Origin of the sequence: Piscinibacter sp., assembly GCF_050175855.1 — a bacterium.
In the GTDB taxonomy this organism is placed as follows: Bacteria; Pseudomonadota; Gammaproteobacteria; order Burkholderiales; family Burkholderiaceae_C; genus Piscinibacter.
This window is the reverse complement of the sequence record NZ_JBFXIO010000026.1, coordinates 1-22,406: the sequence shown is the minus strand read 5'-3', so window position 1 is coordinate 22,406 and position 22,406 is coordinate 1. Positions and strand designations below refer to the sequence as shown.

Below are 22,406 nucleotides of genomic sequence, written 5' to 3'. Positions count from 1 at the left end.
TTCGCAGCAGTCGGCCCAGGTGCTCCGCGGCCCGGTGCAGTGGATCCCCCTGAGCGGCCGACCCGAAGCGCTGCAACGCCAGCGTAGCGGAGACACGTCCCGAACGGATCGACGCCACCAGGCGCAGTAGCTCGTCCCAGCCGCGTTCGATGGCGGCCAAGGACACGCGCCTGACGGTGACGGCCTCCAGGCCCTCGGGCACATTGAAGCCTCGCGGCAGGTACAGCCTTCTTTCGGCGAGATCCCGCAGCCGTGGACACAGATCGAAGCCCAGCAGCTTGGCGACGGCCATCGCGGGGTTCGTGTAGCCATGGGTGTCGACCGCGAGCAAGGAGATCCGGATCCGATCCGCCGCACTGTTGTGCTCCTCGATACCTTCGATGGCGACGCCAGCCTGACGCTCGTTCAGCACGATGGGCTGGTCGTAGACGATGCCCCAGCGGTCGCGCACGTGGGTGTAGAGGCCTGCGGCATAGGTGCGCCGGCGCGGGTCGACGCGGGCATTCCACAGGTGGCGGGACGCGTCCAGCGACATCATGTCGGCCGACGCCTTGTCGCCGTCGCCCCAGAGGGCCGCGATCGGGATCCTGCTCTGGAACTCGGCCACGCGTTCATTGGCGCGGCGCAGACGTCCGCCGCCCTCCAACGCGCGCATGGCCACCGTGACCTGCGCTGGCTCGAGCCCAGGAATCATCGCGGCGACGCCCTTGGCATCCGCATCCGTGCCGTGAGCCAGCAAGGCACCGTACAGAGCGACGAGCTCGCCGGTGGACTGCGCGCGGTGGCCCAGCAGCGCCTCGCTGTACCCGGTGGCGGCATCCACCTCCAGCAGCAGGTCCGGGAACTGCACGCTGCCGATGAGCTTGTAGATGGTCTCGCGGGTGCGGACCGGCTCGGCTTGATCCGGCAGTGCCGTGATCGCCGGCAGGTGGAGCATGCCGTCGGGCCCGATGTCGATCTTGCCGCGCCGCTGCGCCTCGGCCACGGCGGAGATGCCGGCCACGAGGTTGGCCAGCAGGGGCTCCAGGAACTCGGCCGCCGACGTGGGCATCCCGAGCAGTTCGACCTGTTCGTCGCGCTGCACAGCCCATTGCGCCGGCGGGATGAGCATCTGGTCCCGCTCCCGGAAGCTCAAAGAATGGTCCAGCCAGACGCTGCCACGGCGCAGGCTCTTGCGCAGGGACATCATCGTGCAGGCCTCGTAGGCCCGGTACCCCGAGCGTGGGTCGAGGTCTCGAACCAGGCCATGCCAGGCCGCGCCCACGTCTGGCAGCGGGACGTCTTCCTTGATCTCGGTCGCTCCCTGGCGCTGCAGTTCTGCCCAAGCTTGCCACTGCTCGAATCCGGGATCGCCACTGCGGCCACCGAAGGCCAGATCCTTCAGCGCTGCAAGGCAGGCGTGCACACGCTGGCTGTCTTCGGCCAGGGCCTTGCGCACCTGCGAGACGAAGCTGCCGCCTGCGGTCTCGGCCAGTTCAGCGAGGAGTTTTCTGGCCTCGATGACGCGGGCTTGCCAGGTCTTGGTTTCGTCGTGGAGGACGGCTCGCGCCTTGGCAGCTTGATTGACGAGGCTGGTCGTGCCGCGCACACGGTTCGACTGGGCCTTGTCGGCGGCCTCGCGGAACAGTTGCTGGCTGCGCCGGCTGGACTGCAGCAGCGCCACGTCGGTGAGTTCGAGCAGGGTCACCCGCAGGAAGCAGATCAACTCGATCAGCTGGCGTGGTGGCTTGATGTCTCGCGTCTTCACGGGGCGCCGGGCCTGGACCTGCCGGGCATAGGCCTGCTGCTTGGCCAGCGACACGGCACTCAGGTTCCAGTCGTGGGCACCGAGCGCCTTGAGGAAGCGGACCTTCTCGAGGGTCTCGGCAAGGGTGCTGGGGCCGTGACGCTTCGACGGCGTCTTCAGCCACTCCAGGTGCGTGCCGTCGCCACCCGGTCGGGCACTGTAGGCAGAGTCGATCACCTTGCTGGCGGCGGAATACGGCACGGCAGCGTTCACCTCGCTGAGGATCTGCGCCTCGACCGTTGCGAAGGCTCCTCTGGCCCAGTCCTGGAGGCGGCGCGCGCCGGGGATCAGGATGCGGCGCGTGAACAACCACTGGCAGGCCGATCGGACCAGGTCATCGGAGTGGGAGGCATCCGCAGCCTGTGCCAACAGCGTGGCCGCCAGCGCGGCTTCGTCATCGGGCTCCAGTTCGCGCAGGCCCAGGTAGGTCTTGGCCCAGAGCTGGTGCTTGGAAAGTGTCTGCCGGCGCTTGTAAATCGAGCGCAGGCTGGCGATGGACGGCGGCGACACGGCCAGGACTTGGGCTGTATGTCGCAGCAGGTTTCGCGGCAGCACATTGAACCCATCGAGGGGTCGGCCGGCCACGCGCATGAACATGAGCATCAGGGCAGCGGACAGGCGGTGGTCACTGCGGAACTGCTCCCGGATGGCCGCCACGTCCGTCGACGTGAGCGTGAAGAATTGTTCCCGGTCGAACTCACTCAGGCGAGGCGGCAGGGCCTCCTGGCCGACGAAGCGCAAGGCGAATGCGGGCATGGCATTGGTCAGCAGCAGGTGGGCGATCAATGTACCGCCATGGCCCCCGTCAACCCGGTCGGGCGCTCATCTTGCGGGGGTGGCGACCGCCGGAAACCCGCATGGATGCTGGGCTTCAGCCGAAAGCGCACCAATCTGCACGAAAAGTACGACTACCCCGAGTACGGCGTGAAGCTGGTGTCCTGGGACGAGCTGCCCAAGGCGTCGGCGCTCGTCGCTGCGGTGGCGCATGACGAGTACCGCGAGATGGGCACCGCGCGCCTGCTGGAAAGGCTCGCCCCGGGCGGCGTCTTCGTCGATGTGAAGGGCACTCACGATCGCGCCACGATCGAGGCGGCCGGCCGCTACGTGTGGAGGCTGTGATGGCGACGGCCATCGAGATCGCACGCGCCGACCTGGCGGCCCGCCCGCGCCGCTGGGCGCTGACCGGCGTGGCCGGCTTCATCGGCTCGCATCTGCTCGAAGCGCTGCTGTCGCTCGATCAGGACGTGGTGGGGCTCGACAACTTCGCCACCGGCTCCCGGCGCAACCTGGAGCTGGTGCGGGACCACGTCGGCGAGTCCCGCTGGAAGCGATTCCGCATGATCGAAGGCGACATCCGCGACCTCGCCGAGTGTCGTGCGGTCTGCCAGGGCGCGCACAGCGTGCTGCACCAGGCCGCGCTGGGCAGCGTGCCGCGCTCGATCGCGGATCCGATCGCATCGCACATGACGAATGTCGATGGCTTCCTGAACATGCTGGTCGCCGCGCGCGACGCTCGCATCGAGCGCTTCGTCTATGCAGCCTCGAGCGCCGCCTACGGCGATCACCCGGGGCTGCCCAAGGTCGAACAGAGCATCGGCCAGCCGCTGTCGCCCTATGCCGCCACCAAGGTGTTCAACGAGATCTACGCCCAGGTGTTCGCGCGCCAGTGGGCGCTGTCGTGCGTGGGTTTGCGCTACTTCAACGTCTTCGGCCCGCGCCAGGATCCGCATGGCGCCTATGCCGCGGTGATACCGCGCTGGATCGCGCAGATGCTCGACGGGCAGGCGGTGCAGGTCAATGGCGATGGACAGACCAGCCGCGACTTCAGCTACGTCGCCAACGCCGTCCAGGCCAACCTGCTGGCGGCCACCGCCGACCGCGTGGTGGTCACCGGCGAGATCTACAACGTCGCCTGCGGCGAGCGCACCACCTTGCTCGAACTGCATCGGCACATCGCGGCGCGGCTCGGCGAGCGCTCGTGGCCCGAGGCCACCTTGCTGCCGCGTCACGAAAACGAACGCGCCGGCGACGTGAGGCACTCGCTGGCGGACATCGGCAAGGCGGCGCGTCATCTCGGCTACGCACCCACGCACGACGTGCGATCGGGCCTGGCCGAAACGGTCGATTGGTACATCGCGCAAGTCGGCGCCGCCGCCACCGTCTGAAGCAGCGAACTGGGGTCGAGCAGGGCCTCATTTCCGTCGATCGCAAGCGGCTTTCGCCACTGAAGATCGGATGAAACAGGCCATAAATCAGATGCGACGCTCACTAAACACAAGGCTAGGCGCGATTCTTTCGGCACTGCTGGTTTTCGGGGCCGGGACCGCCCACGCAGCCATCACGCCGTCAAAGACCTTCCTGCCCGGCTCGTGGAGCGGTGCTGGCGCTGAACCGTCCCCGATCTCCTCGGCGGTCAGCCAGGGCGACGTGGTGTGGCTGAACATCAGCGTGCTCAACAACAGCCCGGTGGTCGTGACCGCGCTGCAGGGCACCGACACGCTGCCCGCGGGCATGACCATCGCCTCGGACCCGCAGCCCTTCGCGAGCGCGGGCTGCGGTGCCTTCAGCGCCGCCAACTTCAGCGCGGCGCCGGGCGGCGGCAGCTTCGGCTTCAGCCTGTTGCAGATCCCCGCCTTCGCGGCCGGAGTGAACGGCGTGTGCGAGGTTTATGTCCGTGTCCAGGTGACCGGTCCCACCGGCGCCGCCGCGGGCAGCACCGCCACCTTGAACAACCAGATCCTTGTCGGTGGCGTGAGCGGCCTGGAAGGCGTCACGCCGGTGAGCAACACCAGCAGCGCGGCCCAGACCATTCAGGTGACGAAGCTGCAGAACCTCACGGTGGCCAAGAGCTTCTCGCCGACCACCGTTCGCATGGGCGAAACGTCCAGCGCCAGCATCACGATCACCAACCCGAACGCCGCGCGCACGGTCGAGCTCGGCACGATCACGGAGAACCTGCCGGCCAGCCTGTCGGCCACCAACACGCCCTCGGTCGTCTGCTCGGGCGGCGGCACGCCGAGCGTGGCCACGCCGATGGGCGGCTCGTTTCCCAATCTGACGTTCCCGAGCGGCACGACGATGGCCGGCAGCGGGACCTGCACGATCACGTTCACCGTGCTCGCCGCGGCGAGCAACGGCACCAACAGCTACACCGCCACCAACACCGTGCCTGCCGGCGGCGTGGGCAACAGCCGAGGACTGACGAGCGCGGTCGTCAACACCAGCCTGACGGTGCAGTCGCCCCTGCTCACGAGCAAGAGCTTCAGCCCCAACCCGGCGGGCGCCAATGCACCCGTCACGATGACGATCACGCTGCAGAACCGCTCCGCCGCGGCGATCAGCGCGCTCGCCTTCACCGACAACCTTCCGGCGCCCGCGGGCGCGATGACCGTGCTCGCGCCCGGTGGCGCCACCGCCGCCGGCGCCAACCCCGGAGGCTGCTCGGCGGCGTCGGCGATCACCGCGGTGGCGGGCACCGCCCTCGTGGCCGGCGCGGCGATCAGCGTTCCCGCCAACAGCACCTGCGCCTACACCGTGCCGGTGAGCGTGAGCAACGACGGCAGTTACGCCAACACGATCACCAACGTGACGTACACGAGCGCCGACGCGGACGTCGGCGTGATGACGGGCGCCAATGCCTCGGCCACCCTGACCGCCTACGACCAGATCACCGCCACCAAGGCCGGCCAGGACCCGCGCAACCCGAGCAACAGCGCGGGCAGCGTGGCCCCCGGCAACCGCATCGTCTATCGCGTCGCGATCTCGAACTACTCGCTCGGAGCGCTCACCGACGTTCAGGTGACCGATCCGCTCCCGCTGGCCGGCGGGGCGCAGGTGACCTACGTGTCGTCGATCGCGCCCACGGTGAGCGGCGCAAGTTGCTCCGGCCCCACGAGCGTGACCGGCACGGCCGCCGCGCCGGTGTTCAACGGCATCTCGGTTCCTGCGGGCTCCGGCGCGAGCCCGTCCACCTGCACGCTCGAGTTCACGGTGCAGGTGCCCGACAACTGGCCGGCCAACACGGCCATCGTCAACACCATTCCGGCCGGCAACATCACCTACAACGGCGGCGGTTCGGCCTTGCAAGGCGCTGCGGTGACCGACACGCGGCCCTACGTCGATCGGCTCACCATCGCCAAGAGCGTGGCGCCGACCGCGGTGTTCCAGGGCGACACGGCGCTCGTGACCGTGACCCTGGTCAACAACAGCTTCAACGACATGACGGGCGCGGGCTTCACCGACAGCCCGCTGTTCGGCGCCACCAACGCGGTTCGCGTCGCCAGCGCCGCCAACCCCGCCACCACCTGCGGCGGCGCACCCAGCTACACCTACACCGCCGGTGGCTCCAGCTTTGCCGTGAGCGGGCTCACGGTGCCGCAGCGCGGCAGCTGCACGGTCAGCTTCCGCGTGCTGGGCGTGGTGCCGGGCGGGCCGTACACCAACACCATCCCGGCAGCCAACGCGGCCGGCACGGTGGACAACGGCGCCGGCCCGGTCACGTTCAACGCCGCGGCGGCCGCGAGCGCGAGCCTGACCGTCAACTCGGTGCTCAACGTCGGCAAGTCCTTCTCGCCGTCAACCGTGGTGGGCGCCGGTGGCGTGTCGCGCGTGTCGCTGACGCTGCAGAACGTGGGCGTCTCCGCGCTCACCAACCTCGGCCTGTCGGACCCGCTGCCTGCGGGTCTTGCGGTGGCCAACCCCGCCGAGCCGAGCACCACCTGCGGCGGCACGCCTGTCGTGACCGCCGCGCCGGGCGCGGCCAGCGTGAGCCTGACGGGTGTCACGCTGTACGCGGCAACCACCTGCCTGGTGCAGTTCAACGTCGTCTCTTCCGTGGGGACGGCTTCGGTCAACACCATCGCCGCGGGCAACGTCACGGCCGACAACGGCGTGTTCAACGCCAGTCCGGCGAGCGCCACGCTCAACAAGATCGCGTCGCCCGGCGTCAACATCGGCAAGGCGTTCTCGCCGGCCGCCCTGGCCGCGGTGGGCTCGACCTCGCGCCTCACCGTGACGGTGCAGAACAGTCAGCCGGGGTCGGTGGCGCTCACCGATCTGGCCTTCACCGACAACATGCCCGCGGGCATGGTGATCGCGCCCACGCCCAACGCCGTGAGCAGCTGCGCCGGCGCGGTGCTCACCGCCTTGCCGGGTGCCAGCGCGTTCTCGATGTCGATTGCCGCGTTGCCCTCGGGCGCGAGCTGCGTGGTGGCGCTCAACGTCACGCTGATCGCCTCCGGGTCTTTCGTCAACACGCTGCCTGCCGGCGTGGTGACCAATGCGCAGGGCGTCACCAACAGCGACCCCTTCAGCAGCACCCTGGCCACCCTCGCATCGCTGGGCGTCGACAAGAGCTTTTCGCCCGCCGCGGCCGCGCCGGGCACGCCGGTGCTGATGCGCATCCGCCTCATCAACACGCTGGCGTCGGCGGTCTCCAACCTTGCCTTCACGGACAACCTTCCCGCGGGCCTGACGCCCAGCACGCCGTCGGCGCTGTCCACCACCTGCGTCGGCGCCAGCGTGTCCGCGACCTCGACGACGGTGTCGCTCGGCGGCGGCTCGCTGGCGGCCGGCTCGGCGATGGCACCGGCCATCTGCGAGGTGAGCCTGCTGGTGCAAAGCAGCGGCACGGGCAGCTTCACCAACACCATCGCCGCCGGCGGCGTGACGGGTACCAACGACCTGGGCGCCCCGGTCTCCAACAACGATCCGGCCAGCGCGGTGTTTCGCGGCCTGCAGCCGGTGGTGGTGAGCAAGGCCTTCAGCAACGGCAATCGCGTGGTGGGCCAGGTCAACCGACTGACCGTGACGCTGGCCAACCCCAACACCTCGGCCATCAGCAACGTCGGACTGGCCGATCCGCTGCCCGCGGGCGTCTATGTCGCGACGGTGCCCAACGCGAGTACCACCTGCGCCAGCACCACGCTCAGCGAGCCGAGCGGCCCGATCTCGATTCCCGTGACGGTCACGGCCAACGCTGGCGCCACGGTCGCGCGCATCGCCGGGGCCACCGTCGCGGCCGGCAGCTCCTGCGAATTCGCGTTCGACGTGGTGAGCCATGCGCTGGGAACGTGGACCAACGTCATCCCCGAGGGGAGCCTGACGAGCCACGAGGGCGTCACCAACGCCAACCCGGCCAGCGCGCCGTTCACCACGCTGACGCCGCCCACGCTGGGCAAGCAGTTCTCGCCGGTGCAGATCGCCAGCGGCGGCAGCGCGACGCTGCGCATCTCGCTCGGCAACCCGAACGCGAGCGCCATCACGCTCACCAGCGCGCTGGTCGACAACCTGCCGGTCGCGCCTTCGCAGATGCGGCTGTCCGCCAGCACGCCGCTGGTCACGGCCCAGACCACCTGCACGCTCGGCAGCATCACCGCGGCGGCCAATGCCACCAGCGTCACCTACGCCAGCGGCGCGAGCATTCCGGCCGGCGGCTGCGTGATCGCGGTCAACGTCACCGGCACCGTGGAGGGCACGTACAACAACGTCATCGCCGCGGGCGGCCTGCAGACCAACGGTGGCCCGAGCCCGCAACCGGCCACGGCCAACCTGTCGATCACCAACACGCTCGCGTCGATCGGCGGGCGCGTCTATCGCGACCACAACAACAACGGCAGCATCGAAGCGACCGACGTGCCGCTGGCCGGCGTCACCATCGAGCTGCTCGACAGCCTGGGCGCCGTGGTGGCCACCACCACCACCGACACGCTCGGCGGCTACACCTTCCTCGGCCTCGCGCCCGGCACCTACAGCGTGCGCCAGCCCACGCAGCCGGCCGGCACCTTCAACGGCATCACGACCGCCGGCGCCGCCACGCCAGGCGGCAGCGCGGGCACCGCCAGCGCCGTGGGCACCACGCCGAGCGCGGTGACCGGCATCGTGGTCGCGGGCGGGCAGAGCTCGACGGGCAACCACTTCGGCGAAGTCGTGCCCAGCCGCCTCTCGGGCCGCGTGTTCCTCGACGCCAACAACAACGGCTCGATCCAGGCCGGCGAATCGGGCCTGGGCGGCGTGTCCGTCGTGCTCACCGGCACCGACGACCTTGGCGCGGCAGTGAGCCTCGCCACCACGACCGCCAGCGACGGCAGCTATGCCTTCACCAACCTGCGGCCGGGCAGCTACACGCTGACGGAAGGCGCGCAAGCCCCGGGCACCGCCAACGGCATCACCACCGCCGGGCCGGTGTACACCCTCAATACCACCGTGGCGGCGCCGGGCGGCGCTTCGGGCACCGCCACCGCGCCGAGCGTGTCGTCGGTGACATCGCCCACCGGCACCAGCCGCATCGGCAACAACGGCGGCGCGAGCGTGCCCATCACGCTGCCGCCCAACGCCGAATCGGTGAACAACAATTTCGGCGAGATCGCGACCAACCGCAGCATCAGCGGCCGCATCTTCACCGACCTCAACAACGACGGCCTGTTCAACACCGGCGACACGCCGATCGCGGGCCAGACGGTCACGCTCACCGGCACCGATGCCAGCGGCAACGCCGTCAGCCTCGGCACCACGGTGGCGGCCGACGGCAGCTACGCCTTCACCGGCCTGGCCGAGCCCAACGGCAGCGGCTACACGGTGAGCTACGACCCGCTGGTCGGCTCACCCGCCCTCAACGTGCTCGGCCAGTCCGTACCCGGCTCCACCGGTGGCACCGGCGCCTCAAGCGGCTCGGTGGCCAGCCGCGGCACGATCAGCGGCATCGCGCTCGGTGGCCTGCTCACCAACTCCTCGAATAACAACTTCACGCAGCGCCCGCCGGGCAGCATCTCGGGCCGCGTCTTCCTCGACGCCGACAACAACGGCGCCTTCGATCCGCCCACCGGCGGCGCGGACGCCGGCTTGTCGGGCGTGCAGCTCGTGCTCACCGGCATCGACCACGGCTTCGACGGCCAGTTGGGTGGCGGCGACGACGTCACGATCGGCGGCGCCACCGTCACCGCCACGACCGCGGCCGACGGCAGCTACACCTTCGCCAACCTGCGCGCGGGCAGCTACACCGTCACCGAACCCACGCAGCCGGCGAACACGGCCAATGGCATCACCACCGCCGGGCCGGTGAACGGCGCGCCGGCCGGCACACCCGGCACGGCCACGGCCGTGGGCACCACGCCGAGCGCGATCAGCACCATCGGTCTCGCGCCCGGCGCCAACAGCCCGGACAACCTCTTCGCCGAGGTGGCGCTGGTGTCGATCAGCGGCACCGTGTTCGTGGATGCCAACCGCAACGACGTGCTCGACGGCAGCGATGCCGGACGCATCCCCGGCACCACGGTCACCTTGGTGCGCGGCGCGAGTTGCGCCGCCGGCACGGTGATCCAGACCACCACCACCGACGCCAGCGGCAACTACAGCTTCGCCAACGTGCCGGCCGACGGCGCCTATCGCCTCTGCCAGACCCAGCCGGTGGGCTACGGCAACGGCGCATCGATCGGCGCCAACGGCACCACGCCCGCTTCCAACGAGATCGTCATCGCGATCCTGCCGGTCACGGGTTTGTCGGCGCAGAACTTCGCCGAGCGACCGGGCTCTCTGGCCGGCTCGGTCTATCAAGATCAATCAGCCCCTCCGGGACAGACCAACAACGGCCTGCGCGACGCGGGTGAGCTCGGCATCGCCAACGTGCCGGTCACGCTCACCGGCACCGACGCGCGCGGCGCGGCGGTCAACGTGACCGTGCTCACCGACGCGGCCGGCAACTACCTCTTCGAGGGCCTGGTCCAGGCCAACACCGCCGGCTACACGATCACCGAGGGTGCGATTCCCGGTGCCTCCGGCACCTTCAACGACGGCATCGACACACTCGGCAACGCCAGCGTGGCCGCTGGCAGCAACGCCGCCAACGACAGCTTCACCGGCGTGCGCATCGCCGCTGCGCAGCAAGCCAGCGGCTACCTCTTCGGCGAACTGCCGATCGCGCCGATCAGCGGCGCGGTCTATATCGACAGCGACCGCAACAACGCGCTCGACGCGGGCGACGCGCTGCGCATTGCCGGCGTCACGCTCACGCTGTACGGCGGCAGCACGTGCAGCGGCACGGTGCTGCAGACGCAGAGCACCGACGCGGCCGGCAACTACAGCTTCTCCGGCGTGAGCGTGGGCGGCACCTACTCGGTGTGCCAGACACAGCCCGCCGCCTGGGGCAACGGCAACGCATCCGGCGTGGCCGGCAGTAACCAGATCGTGGTGAGCAACCTCGCCCTCGCCGGCTCGGCCGGCAACCACTTCGGCGAACTGCCGGCCACCGTGGCGGGCAGCGTGTTCCTCGACGCCGCCAACAACGGCACGCGCGACGGCGCCGACACCGGCCTGGCCGGCGTGGTGCTCACGCTGAGCGGCACCGACATCGCGGGCAACACCATCAGCCGCGGCGCCACCACCGACGCCGCCGGCAACTTCTTCTTCAACGACCTGCCGGCCGCCAACGCGGGCGGCTACACGGTCACCGAGCAGTCCGCGCAGCCGGTGGTCACGATCGCCGGCAATGCGGTGACCACGCTCAACGGCATCACCACGCGCGGCAGCATCGCCGCCGTGGGCACCGGCACCGCGACCGGCGTCAACGCTGCGCCGAGCGCGGTGTCCGCCATCACGCTGGGCGCGGGCGCGCAGTCCATCGGCAACCTGTTCGCCGAGATCGCGCCGGTGGCCCTCAGCGGCCGGGTCTTCATCGACGCCAACAACAACGGCGCGGTCGATCCGCCGCTCGATGCCGGCATCTCGGGTGTGAGCATCGTCGTCACCGGCACCGACGACACCGGCGCCGCCGTGAGCCGCACGCTCACCACCGATGCCAACGGCAACTTCGCCGTGGCCGACCTGCGCCCGGGCACCTACACCGTCACCGAACCGGCGCAACCCGCCGGCACGAGCAACGGTCGCACCACCCCTGGCACCGGCGGCGGCACCGGCACGCCGATCACCACCGTGCCGAGCGCCATCGCCGGCATCGTGCTCACCACGCCGGGCGCGGCGTCGAGCAACAACCTCTTCGGCGAGATCCCGACCAACAGTTCGATCTCCGGCCGCGTCTTCGCCGACGCGAGCAACGACGGCCTGTTCAACGGCAGCGAATCGGGCCTGGGTGGCGTGACGATCGAACTCACCGGCACCGACCTCGCGGGCCAGACGGTCACGCGCAGCACCACGAGCAACGCCGACGGCACCTACACCTTCGCCAACCTGCCGCCGGGCAGCTTCACCGTCACCGAGCCGACGCAACCCGCCGGCACCGTGAACGGCATCACCACGGCCGGCGCCACCGGCGGCACGGCCACGGCGGTGGCCACGGTGCCGAGCGCGATCGCCTCGATCCCGCTGGGCATCAACCAGGCCTCGCCGAACCACAACTTCGCCGAGGTGCCGGGCGCGTCGATCGCCGGACGCGTGTTCAGCGACAGCAACAACAACGGCGTGGTCGATGGCGCCGAGTCCGGCATCGCCGCGGTCACCCTGGTGCTCACCGGCACCGACGACCTGGGCAACGCGGTGAACCGCACGCTCGTGAGCGACGCGGCGGGCAACTACAGCTTCGACACGCTCCGCCCGGGCACCTACACCGTGACCGAGCCGACGCAACCGCCCGACACGGTCAACGGCATCACCACGGCCGGCAGCATCGGCGGCGCCAGCGTGGGCAATGCCACCGCACCGGCCGTCACGCCCTCGGCCATCAGCACCATCGTGCTGCCGCCGGGCGCTGCCTCGGTGGGCAACAACTTCGCCGAGATCGGCAACTCGCCCGACCTCAAGGTGACCAAGACCCACAGCCCGGCGATCTTCACGACCAACAACGCGGGCACCTACACGCTGACCGTGCGCAACCTGGGCCAGGTGCCGAGCACCGGCGCCTACACGGTGAGCGATCGCCTGCCCACGGGCATCACGCTCGCGGCCGCGCCCACGGGCACCGGCTGGGTCTGCACCGGCGCGGCCGGCGCTAGCAGCTTCAGCTGCACGAGCAGCGCGGTGGTCGCCAATGGCGCGACGAATCCGAACCCGATCATCGTGCCGGTCAACGTGGCGGCCAGCGCCGCCGCGGCCTCGCCGGTGCAAAACGTGGTGATGGTCGATGGCGGCGGCGAGCTCGACGCGCGCCGCCCCAGCGCGGCCGATGTGGCCGCGTTCAACGGCAACCCCGCGGGCCTCGCGCCGTGCACACCCACCAGCGGCAGCTTCGCCAGCGACGCGTGCCGCCAACCCACGCCCGTGCAACTGGCCGCGTCGATCACCGGCACCACCTGGTTCGAGTCCGGCGGCACGCAAGGCGTGCTCGACGCGGGCGACCGCCGCCTGCCGGGCTGGACAGTGGAGGTGGTGGATGTCGCCACCAACACCGTGGTGCGCACCACCGTCACCGACGCGCAAGGCAACTACCGCGTGGGCGATCTGATTCCCGGCGTGGTGCTGGCCGTGCGCTTCCGCGATCCGGCCAACAACGTGGTCTTCGGCGTGCCGGTCAACGGCAACACGGGCCAGGGCACGTCCGGCGCGGCCTGCAACCCCGCGGCTGCGCTGGCCGGCGGCAGCGCCAGCTCCTGCGTGGAGCGCGACAGCATCACGCAACTGTCCGTGGTGCTGCGCCCTGGCGAGAACCTGCCGCAGCAAAGCCTGCCGGTCGATCCGAGTGGCGTGGTCTATGACGCCACCACGCGGCGCCCGGTGCCGGGCTCGGTGGTCACGCTGGCGCCGGTGGGCGTGTGCACGGGCTACGACCCGGCCACCTCGCTCGTCAACGTGGCGGCCGGTGGCTATGGGGTCACGGGCAACGCCACCTCCATGACGGTGGGCGCCGATGGCTTCTACCAGTTCCTCTTCTCGCCGAGCGCGCCCGCGAGCTGCACCTTCGCGCTGACGGTCACGCCGCCCGCGGGCTACAGCTTCGTCTCCACGGCGATCCCGCCGCAAAGCACGCTGCTGGCGCCCCCGGGCGGGCCCACCGTCACCTTCGCCGTGCAGCCGCAGGCCGGCGCTCCCGCCGCGCAACCCGGTGTGCTGACCACCTACCACCTCACGCTCAACGGCGGCTCGGCGGCCACCAACATCATTCACAACCACATCCCGCTCGACCCGACCTCACCCACCGGCATCTCGATCCAGAAGCAGGCCAACCGCCAGCGCGCCGAGATCGGCGAGACCGTGCTCTACACGATCACGATCCGCCACACCTCGGGCCAGAGCCTGCCGCAGGTGACGGTGCGTGACCGCGCGCCGGCCGGCTTCACCTACATCGCCGGCACCGCGCGGGTCAACGGCACGCCGATCGCCGATCCGATCGGCGCACCCGGCCCCGTGCTGGGCTACACCGTGGGCGGCATCGCGGCGGGCCAGACCCTCGTGCTGACCTACCGCATGCGCGTGGGCGTGGGCGCGGCAGAAGGCGACGGCATCAACCGTGCGCGCGGTCACGGCTGCGGCACGCCCGCGGGCTGCCTGAACCCGGCCACCCTGCTGCCGATTCCCGGCTCGGTGCCTTCCAACGAAGCGCAAGCACGTGTGCGTGTGGAAGGCGGCGTCTTCGGGCCCGAGGCGCACCTGCTGGGCAAGATCTTCGTGGACTGCAACCGCAACAGCGTGCAGGACGCCGAGGAGCTGGGCATCCCCGGCGTGAGGCTGTACTTCGAGGACGGCAGCTTCATGGTCAGCGACAGCGAGGGCAAGTACTCGATGAGCGGCCTCGTGCCCCGCAGCCACACGCTCAAGGTCGATCCGCTGACCCTGCCGCGCGGCTCGCGCCTGACCACCTCGAGCAACCGCAACCTGGGCGACGCGAACAGCCTGTTCATCGACCTCAAGCGCGGCGAGCTGCACCGCGCCGACTTCATCGAAGGCAGCTGCAGCAACACCGTGCTCGAGCAGGTGAAGGCGCGGCGCGCGCAGGGCGAGGTGCGATCGGTGGAGACCGAGCGCCGCAAGGCCCCGCCGCTGCGCTTCGAGAGCAAGCCCGGCAGCGCGCCGCAGCAGGCCACCGACGGCGCCAACCAGGCGCCCGTGCGGCCGCGGCCCGCGAGCGATCCACCCGACCCCAAGACAACCGGTCAGAGCGAGCGCGACACGCCCGTGCCCGCCCTGGGCAACCAACAAGACCGCGACGCGGGAGGCCGCCATGCACGCTGATCGACCGAACCGCCGCCGCCCACGCTTGGCGCCGGGCCTGGTGGCCGCGGCCACCGCGGCCGCGTGTTGCGGCGCGCTGGCACAGACGCAGGCGCCGCTGTCTCCTGGTTTCTCGCCGCCGTCCTCGCCGCCCGCGCTGCTCGACGCGGTGATCGGCGGCGCCGACTACCGCCTGGCCGCGCAGGTTGCGCGCGTCCAGGTGGACGTGGCCCGCGACGCGATTCCCGCCGACGGCCAGAGCGCGGTCGAGGTCACCGTGCGCCTGTTCGCCGCCGACGGCAAGCCGGTCGCGGGCAAGGTGTTCGTCACCGTGGAGCACAGCGCCGGCCGCGTGCTGCTGCCCGGCGCGCCGACCGACGAGTTCGGCCCGCAAGGCCGTGACGCCGACCGCGCCACGCCGGGCGTGCAGCTCGCGGTGGAACAGGGCGTCGCACGCTTTTCGCTGCTGGCTCCCTTCGAGCCACAGGACGTGCGCCTGCGCGTCACCGCCGGTGCGCACACGGCCGAGGGCCTCGTGAGCTATGTGCCGGAGATGCGCGAGATGCTCGCCACCGGCCTTGTCGAGGGCGTGATCAATCTGCGCCGCGGCGGCCCCATCGAGCCGGTGCGCACGGGCGACCCCTTCGAGCGCGAGATCCAGCGCTGGGAACGCGAGTTCAGCGGTGGCAAGGCCAACGTGGCCGCGCGCGCGGCTTTCTTCCTCAAGGGCGTGATCCGCGGCGACACGCTGCTCACGGCCGCCTACGACTCCGACAAGGACACCCGCGCGCGGCTGCTGCGCGACGTGCGGCCCGAGGAGTTCTATCCGGTCTATGGCGACTCGTCGTTGAAGGGCTTCGACGCGCGGTCCTCGTCGCGCCTGTATGTGCGCCTCGACCAGGGCAAGGACTACCTGCTGTACGGCGACTTCGAAACCGGCGCCGGCTTCAGCCAACGCTCGGGCGGCGGCGCGGTCGCGCCGCTGGCGCAGCGCAGCCTGGGCAACTACAACCGCACGGCCAACGGAGTCCGCGCGCACCGCGAGACCGAGCGTTGGCTGGGCAACGCCTTCCTGATGCGCGACACGCTGCGCCAGGTGGTCGAGGAGTTCGTGAGCCAGGGCAGCGGGCCCTACGGCCTCAACAACTACGCGGTGCTGGAAGACAGCGCCAAGGTCGAGGTGATCGTGCGCGATCGCAACCAGCCCTCGCGCATCGTCTCGGCCACGCCGCTCACGTTCGGCGTGGACTATGGCTACGAGCCCTTCTCCGGCCGCATCGTCCTCACCAGCTTCCTGCCTGCCTTCGACACCCAGCTCAACCCGGTGTCCCTGCGCGTCAGCTACGAAGTGGATCAGGGCGGCGACTCGTTCTGGGTGGCGGGGCTCGATGGGCAATGGCGCCTGGGCCGCGGTGTCGAACTCGGCGGCGCGATCGTTGACGATCGCAACCCGCTGGCCGCCTACCGGCTGGGCAGCGTGAATGCGAGCTGGCGTCTGGGCGAGCGCACCATGCTCGTGGCCGAGGCCGCGCGCAGCACGAGCGAGGTCAACACCAACCCGGCCAACACCGCCAACACCCCCGGCCTCGCGGGCCTGAGCGGCGACGTGCAGGGCCAGGCGTGGCGTGTGGAACTCGCGCACGAGGACGCGCGCTGGGACGCGCGCGCCTTCGCGGGCCGCTCGGAGCCCGAGTTCAACAACCCGGCCTCGCCGCTGCAAGGCGGACGCGGCGAGCTGCAGGCCAAGGCCGGCTACCAACTCTCCGAGCCGCTCAAGCTCTTCGGCGAAGTCCTGCGCAGCCAGGACCGCAATCCCGGCGGCGGGCACCGCGACGCAGCCCAGCTCGGCGCGCGCTGGAAAGTCACCGAGTCCCTCACGGTCGAGGGCGGCCTGCGCCATGTGCGCGAGACCGACGGCACGATCCAGCCCATCGCCGGCACGCCCTTCGGCTCGACCTCCGGGCTCAACGGCTCGATCGCCACCGGCTCGGGCGGCGGCGCGGTGGGCTTCGGCAACCAGTTGATCGACCCCGTCACGGGCGTGGCCGTCATCAACCCCGGCGCTTTCCTGCCGCCCTCGGGCGGCACGCCCAACGCGCGCTCGCTGGAAGCCACCTCGCTGCGCCTGGGCGCGGGCTGGACGGTGAGTCCACGCGTATCGGTGGGCGGCGAAATCGAGCACGAGGTGGACGGTGACGACAAGCGCCGCTTCGCGCTGGGCGCCGACTACCGCGTGGCCGAGCGCACGCGCCTGTATGCGCGTTACGAGCACCAGACCGGCTACACCAGCCCCTATGCCATCACCGGCGGCGACGTGGCCGCCGGCGAGCGCCGCAGCGACGCGATGAGCCTGGGCATCGACTCCACCTACTTCAAGGACACCCAGCTCTACAGCGAGTACCGCCTGCGCGACGCGATCTCCGCGCGCGACCTGCAACTGGCCAGCGGCGTGCGCAACCTGTGGAACCTGGCCGAAGGTTGGCGCCTGACCACCGCCGCCGAGCGCGTGAGCGTGCAAGACGGCGCGCAGCCCACCACCTGGGCCCTGGCCGCCGGTGTGGACTGGTTCGCCAACCCGCTGTGGAAGGGCTCGACCCGCCTCGAGCTGCGCCACGCCGACGACACCGCCAGCACCCCCACCAACGACGCGTTCAGCACACTGCTGTGGCAAGCCAGCCTCGCGCGCAAGCTCGACCGCGACTGGACGCTGCTGGGCCGCAACTACCTCTTGCGCACCGACTACCGCGCCCGCGGCGACGTGCTGCAAGACCGCTTCCAGGTGGGCGTGGCCTATCGCGACACCGACACCAACCGCGGCAACGCGCTGACGAAGTACGAGTACCGCGTCGAGCGCGACGCCAGCGGCACCGAGCCGCTGAGCTTTCACTCGCACCTGGTCAGCGGCCACGCCGACTGGCACCCGAGCCGCCCTTGGTGGTTGACCGGGCGCGCCGCCGCGCTGTGGCGCAAGGACCGGCTCGAAGGTGGCGTGAACGACAACTTCAAGGCCGTGCTGCTGTCGGGCCGCGCGGTGTGGGACATCACCGAGAACTGGGACGTGGGCGTGCTCGCGTCATCGATGTTCGGCCAGCGCGGTGCGCGCCAGAGCGCCTTCGGCGCCGAGGTGGGCTACCTGCTGCGCACCAACCTGTGGTTGTCGGCGGGCTACAACTTCTCCGGCTTCAGCGCCGACCGGCAGTTGCAAGGCTACGAGTACACGCAGCCGGGCGTGTACCTGCGGCTGCGCTTCAAGTTCGACGAAGACCTGTTCAAGCACAACTCGCGCGAAACCAACCGCGCCCTTGACCGTTGAGACCGTGACCGAGGCAAACACCATGCAACACAAGCTCCACTTCATTGCCTTGGCCGCCGCGGCCGCCAGCGCCCTGCTCGGCGCCTGCGCCAACCGCCCGGCGCCCAGCGCGGACAGCGCGCAGACGGCCAGCGCCGCGCAGACCGACGCCGCGCGGCGTCGCATCGCCGACGAGCGCATCACGCTCGACCACCAGGCTTACGTCACGCAGCAAGCGGCGATCAAGACGGCCAACGACCGCGGCGCCAACCCGGTGCGAACCTACGCACTGGCCAAGGCGCAGTGCTGGCTCGACGTGAGCTTTCACGAGTACACGCGCAACGATCGCGGCGCTTTCCCCGACGAGGCGCTGGATCAGAGCCGTCGCATCACCGAGCACCTTCTCACGCGCCAGAGCGGCACGCTCGACCCCGCGCTGCAAACACCGCTGGTCAACGGCGCCGATCGTTTGCGCCCCGACCTCTGGGCGCAGGCCGAGGCGTTGAAGAAGCACGCTGGCTTTTCCTGCGCGCAGGCGCAAGTGGCTTGCGGCGAGGTGGAGCTGGTGCATGCCGGCAACGAGCATCGGCAGCAGGGCTGGCGGCACGCCAAACCCTATGTGCAGATCGCCGAGGATCGCCTGGGCGAGGCGCGTCAGCTGGCCGAGGCTTGTGTCAAACCGCCCGTGATGGTGGCGGTGCCCGCGCCACCCCCTCCGCCCGCGCCGCCCCCACCCCCGCCGCGGGTGGTGCGCGAGAAGATCGTCATCAGCGCGGCCGCGCTGTTCCGCTTCTCGCGTGGCGGCCGCGCCGATCTGCTCGACGACGGCCGCGCCAAGCTCGACGAGCTGGCCAGCCGTCTGGGCTCGGCCTACAGCCGGGTCGACGAGATCGCGCTCACCGGCTACACCGATCGCCTGGGCGGCGATACCCGCAACGCCCGCCTCTCGCTCCAGCGTGCCGAGTCGATCAAGGCGGAGTTGCTCGCCCGTGGCGTCACCGCGCCGATCACGACCGCCGGTCGCGGTGCCGCCCAGCCCGTGGTCCAGTGCGAGGGCAAGCAGGCCACGCCCGCGCTCACGGCCTGCCTGCAACCGAACCGGCGCGTGGAGGTGGAAGTGGTGGGCGTGCGCCGCTAGACGCGCGGCACAGTCGTGCCACCATCGGCGCTCGCAGCCGAGGGTGCACGAGTGAACCTCACCACTGACTTCTTCTCCGACCCCACCCGCCTGGCCCCGCGCCGCACCGTGCGCACCAACTTGCCGGGTGGCGGCTTCACGCTTCAGCACCCCGAGCCGCTGGCGCCGTATGCGCGCTGCGTGGGCGAGTGGCTGGAGCATTGGGCGCGCGAGACGCCAGAGTCGATCGCCTTCGCGGAGCCCAACACCGCGGCCGCGTCAGCCGCATCGTCTGCCTGGAGCACCCTCACCTGGGCTGGCCTGCGCGCGCGCGTGGGCGCGGTGGCCCAGTCGCTGCTCGACCTCAAACTCGCACCCGGCCGGCCGATCGTGGTGCTGTCGGACAACTCGTTGGAGCACCTGGTGCTGATGCTGGCCGGCATGCCGAGTCCCGGCTCGAGCGCTTCGTATGGCCAGCGATCGGCGAGAAGCCGCTGGGCGGCGTCCGGCCCGCCGACGTGCTCGCGATCATCGAGGACTTGAGAGGAACGCCGAAGACGGCGGAGGGCGTCAGGCAACACATCCAGCAGATCTACAACTACGCGATCCAGAAGTTGCTCGTCGAGGTCAACCCGGCCTTGCCACTGCGAGGCGTCATCGAGGTGCCTGCTGCTGAGCACCACCGGCATCTGACCGAGCCAGAACTGGGAGCCTTCTGGCGGTCGGTGGCTAAACAAGGCGCGCACTTCGTGACCATCGCTGCCACCCGGATGCTCATGTACACGATGTGCCGCAAGTCAGAGGTGCTGCGAGCCCGGTGGCGCGAGTTCGACCTCGAGCGGGCCCAGTGGGACATCCCGGCCGAGCGTATGAAGATGAAGGCGCCGCACCGTGTCTACCTTTCCCGACAGGCACTCGAACTCCTCGGGCTGCTGAAGGCATTCGGCTCGGAGCCGCAGGCCTACGTGTTCCCGTCGGTTCTTAGTGCCGCGGTGCCGCTCGGCGACGCTACGCTGAACCACTTCTTCAAGCGACTCGACTTCGGCGTTCCGGACTTCTCGCCCCATGGGACCAGAGGCACGGCAGCGACCTTGCTTCGTGAGCATGGATTCAGCCGCGAGGTAGTCGAGCTGCTACTGGCGCATGCCGAGCGAAACAAGGTGACGGCCGCGTATCACCATCACGAGATGGCTGACGAGCGGCGGCGCGCGCTCCAGTACCTCGCCGATCAAGTTGATCGACTCGCCATGGCTGGCTCAGCACCTCCGGTGTCTTCGCACGACCTTCCTGGTCCGACTGCGGTTGCCCCCATCGGTCGGCTCAGCCTTGCAGATCGGAACGACTCGGCTAGGCGGCGCGGCTAGATGTGCTGGCACTCGCAGCAAGGTGGGAGTACGCTAGCGCGGTCGGGGGTGCGTGACATGCGGTGGGCTCGTTTCATCGGCGTGGTTTGTCTGGGAGCTCTGCTCGGCGTGGTTGCAGCGCTGGAGGACGACACGTCTACGAAGGTTGGCATGGCGCTCGTGGGCGCATTGTTCGCGACGCCGATTGCCTCCATAGTGGCTCGCAGTCGAGGGTCGAACCCTCACGTCGGTGAACCAGGGCATTCCATGGACGGCGCAGGCTCGACGTCACCTAGTGCCCTCGCGCGAAACTACTGGCGTGACCGAGGCCATCCCCCGTACATGAAGCCCTCTGATGGCGATCCGGACAAGCACATGTTCGATCCCGACCGGCTCTCCTGACTACTTCCGCTTCAGGATGTCTTTGACGGCATCGGCTGCGCTCTCGGCCGTGGTAGCAGCGTCTTTGCCAACTTGCTTGGCGGACTGCTTCAGCAAGGACCTACGCGGCACGAGGGTGCCGTCTTCGGCTCGGTCGGCTTCGATGTTTCGACCGAGCTGATCTGCCTGCGCTCCAGCGCGTTGCCGAAGCGCCGTCGCCTCAGTTCGCACTTGATCTCGGCGCAGCTCCGGCGACTCGGCGGGTGCAGTTGGTGGCGATGGATTCCCGCGAGTTCTCCAGACGGCGGCATCAGAGTCTTTGCGCATGCCGGGTACGTCGACGGTCGAGTCCACGATTGCCGACTGGCGAAGATGCTCTGGAGGGAGTGACCCGAACGTCACTGGCACGCCAGTCCCATCCGTGAATGTTCGATTCGGCCCGAGGGCTCGACGTGCGAGTTCGGCTTCAAAGAGAGCTTGCGCCGCCGCACTGGTGCCTCCGTACTGCTCAGCGTAACGGGTGAACATGGCGAGGTTATGTGGATCCTGGGCCAGGTCAATGGAGATGACTTCGCCCCTCTCAAGCGCAGTGGCCAGGCGTTCTGAGTAGCTGGTTCTTTGCGCCAGCGCAGCTTCAGCACGGGTGGTCCGGGTGGCAGATGAGTTGATGCGTGACGCGATCTCCGTGGCTTCACGTGCGTCGGCCGCAACCGCAGTCGAGAAGCTCGAATCTCTGGACACCCGATCGCCGAACTGCTTGAACTCGCTAAGTTGCTCGCTGGTCATGCTGCCGAGCACCTTCTGCTCCTGCACTGTCAGGCCCGACAAGTAGCTCTTGTCTGCTGTGGCATTGAGCTTTCCGCCAGCGACTGCGGTGCTCAGTCCCAGGTGTGCGGCGGCGCCGAAGGCAATGTTTGCGACTTGCGACTGAGACATGCCAGTGCTGTCGGCGACGCTCCTCGTGATCTGGTCCAACCGGTTCAGCGTCTGCCCCAACTGCTCAAAGCTGCTGGATGTAGACCCCGTGCTGCTTCGCGATGACTTCAGCTTTGCCAAGCCCTTGGTGAATGCCTCGGACAGCACCGCCGAACGTTCGGTGCTGGCAGCGACCGCTTCGCTTCGGGCTGCGTCGACCTGGCGGCTTGCGTCCTGCACGTCCTGTTCGCTCACGCGCATCGAGACGACCCGCGACGCGTAGCCCTGGTTGCGCAGCAGGCTGACGGCGGTCCGGCCGGTCAGCATGTTTGACGAGAAGGTGTTGCCGCTGATGTCGTTCTGCCAGTTGCTCATGAACGCGGACGTCCGGTTCGGCGCGAGCCGGATCTGGTCCATCGAGACATTGCCCATGCTCAGATTGCCCGCGGCGGCACCTGCCGTGGCGCCGGCCACCATCGA

At 69.8% G+C, this 22,406-nt stretch carries 8 protein-coding genes and 1 pseudogene; 7 read left to right on the top strand and 2 right to left on the bottom strand.

The window, feature by feature from the left end; translation table 11 throughout:
- Window positions 1–2,572: Tn3 family transposase (locus AB7U92_RS03945; RefSeq protein ID WP_428574899.1), on the bottom strand; the 2,572-nt coding region annotated here is incomplete at its 3' end.
- 9 nt (window positions 2,573–2,581) lie between these two features.
- Between AB7U92_RS03945 and AB7U92_RS03940 the strand changes: the two genes are divergently transcribed.
- From AB7U92_RS03940 to AB7U92_RS03910, 7 genes are all read left to right on the top strand, one after another.
- Window positions 2,582–2,905, top strand: a complete 324-nt coding sequence (locus AB7U92_RS03940) for a hypothetical protein (RefSeq protein ID WP_428574898.1) — start codon at window positions 2,582–2,584, stop codon at window positions 2,903–2,905.
- Window positions 2,905–3,951, top strand: a complete 1,047-nt coding sequence (locus tag AB7U92_RS03935; protein WP_428574897.1) for an SDR family oxidoreductase — start codon at window positions 2,905–2,907, stop codon at window positions 3,949–3,951. Before AB7U92_RS03940 ends, AB7U92_RS03935 begins: the two co-directional genes overlap by 1 nt.
- Window positions 3,952–4,216: 265 nt before the next feature.
- Entirely contained in the window at window positions 4,217–14,899 is a 10,683-nt protein-coding gene (locus AB7U92_RS03930; RefSeq protein ID WP_428574896.1) for an SdrD B-like domain-containing protein, read from the top strand.
- On the top strand, window positions 14,889–18,191 hold the full coding sequence (locus tag AB7U92_RS03925) for a hypothetical protein (RefSeq protein WP_428574895.1): 3,303 nt from the start codon (window positions 14,889–14,891) through the stop codon (window positions 18,189–18,191). Before AB7U92_RS03930 ends, AB7U92_RS03925 begins: the two co-directional genes overlap by 11 nt.
- 22 nt (window positions 18,192–18,213) lie before the next feature.
- A complete protein-coding gene (locus AB7U92_RS03920; RefSeq protein WP_428574894.1) occupies window positions 18,214–19,308 on the top strand; it encodes an OmpA family protein in 1,095 nt (364 codons plus the stop codon).
- Between the two features lie 51 nt (window positions 19,309–19,359).
- Window positions 19,360–19,830: an AMP-binding protein gene (locus AB7U92_RS03915; protein ID WP_428574893.1), complete on the top strand. Its 471-nt coding sequence runs from the start codon at window positions 19,360–19,362 to the stop codon at window positions 19,828–19,830.
- On the top strand, window positions 19,767–20,651 hold the full coding sequence (locus tag AB7U92_RS03910) for a tyrosine-type recombinase/integrase (RefSeq protein ID WP_428574900.1): 885 nt from the start codon (window positions 19,767–19,769) through the stop codon (window positions 20,649–20,651). The genes AB7U92_RS03915 and AB7U92_RS03910 overlap by 64 nt, the downstream gene beginning before the upstream one ends.
- A gap of 381 nt (window positions 20,652–21,032) precedes the next feature.
- On the opposite strand, the pseudogene AB7U92_RS03905 reads toward AB7U92_RS03910, so the two are convergent.
- Window positions 21,033–22,406, bottom strand: a pseudogene (locus AB7U92_RS03905) (conjugal transfer protein TraG N-terminal domain-containing protein); the annotation flags it as partial.

What these genes read in the sequence shown, in the direction of transcription:
- AB7U92_RS03940 (WP_428574898.1), top strand. Translation starts at nt 2,582, where the DNA reads ATGGCCCCCGTCAACCCGGTCGGGCGCTCATCTTGCGGGGGTGGCGAC.
- AB7U92_RS03935 (WP_428574897.1), top strand. Translation starts at nt 2,905, where the DNA reads ATGGCGACGGCCATCGAGATCGCACGCGCCGACCTGGCGGCCCGCCCG.
- AB7U92_RS03925 (WP_428574895.1), top strand. Translation starts at nt 14,889, where the DNA reads ATGCACGCTGATCGACCGAACCGCCGCCGCCCACGCTTGGCGCCGGGC.
- AB7U92_RS03920 (WP_428574894.1), top strand. Translation starts at nt 18,214, where the DNA reads ATGCAACACAAGCTCCACTTCATTGCCTTGGCCGCCGCGGCCGCCAGC.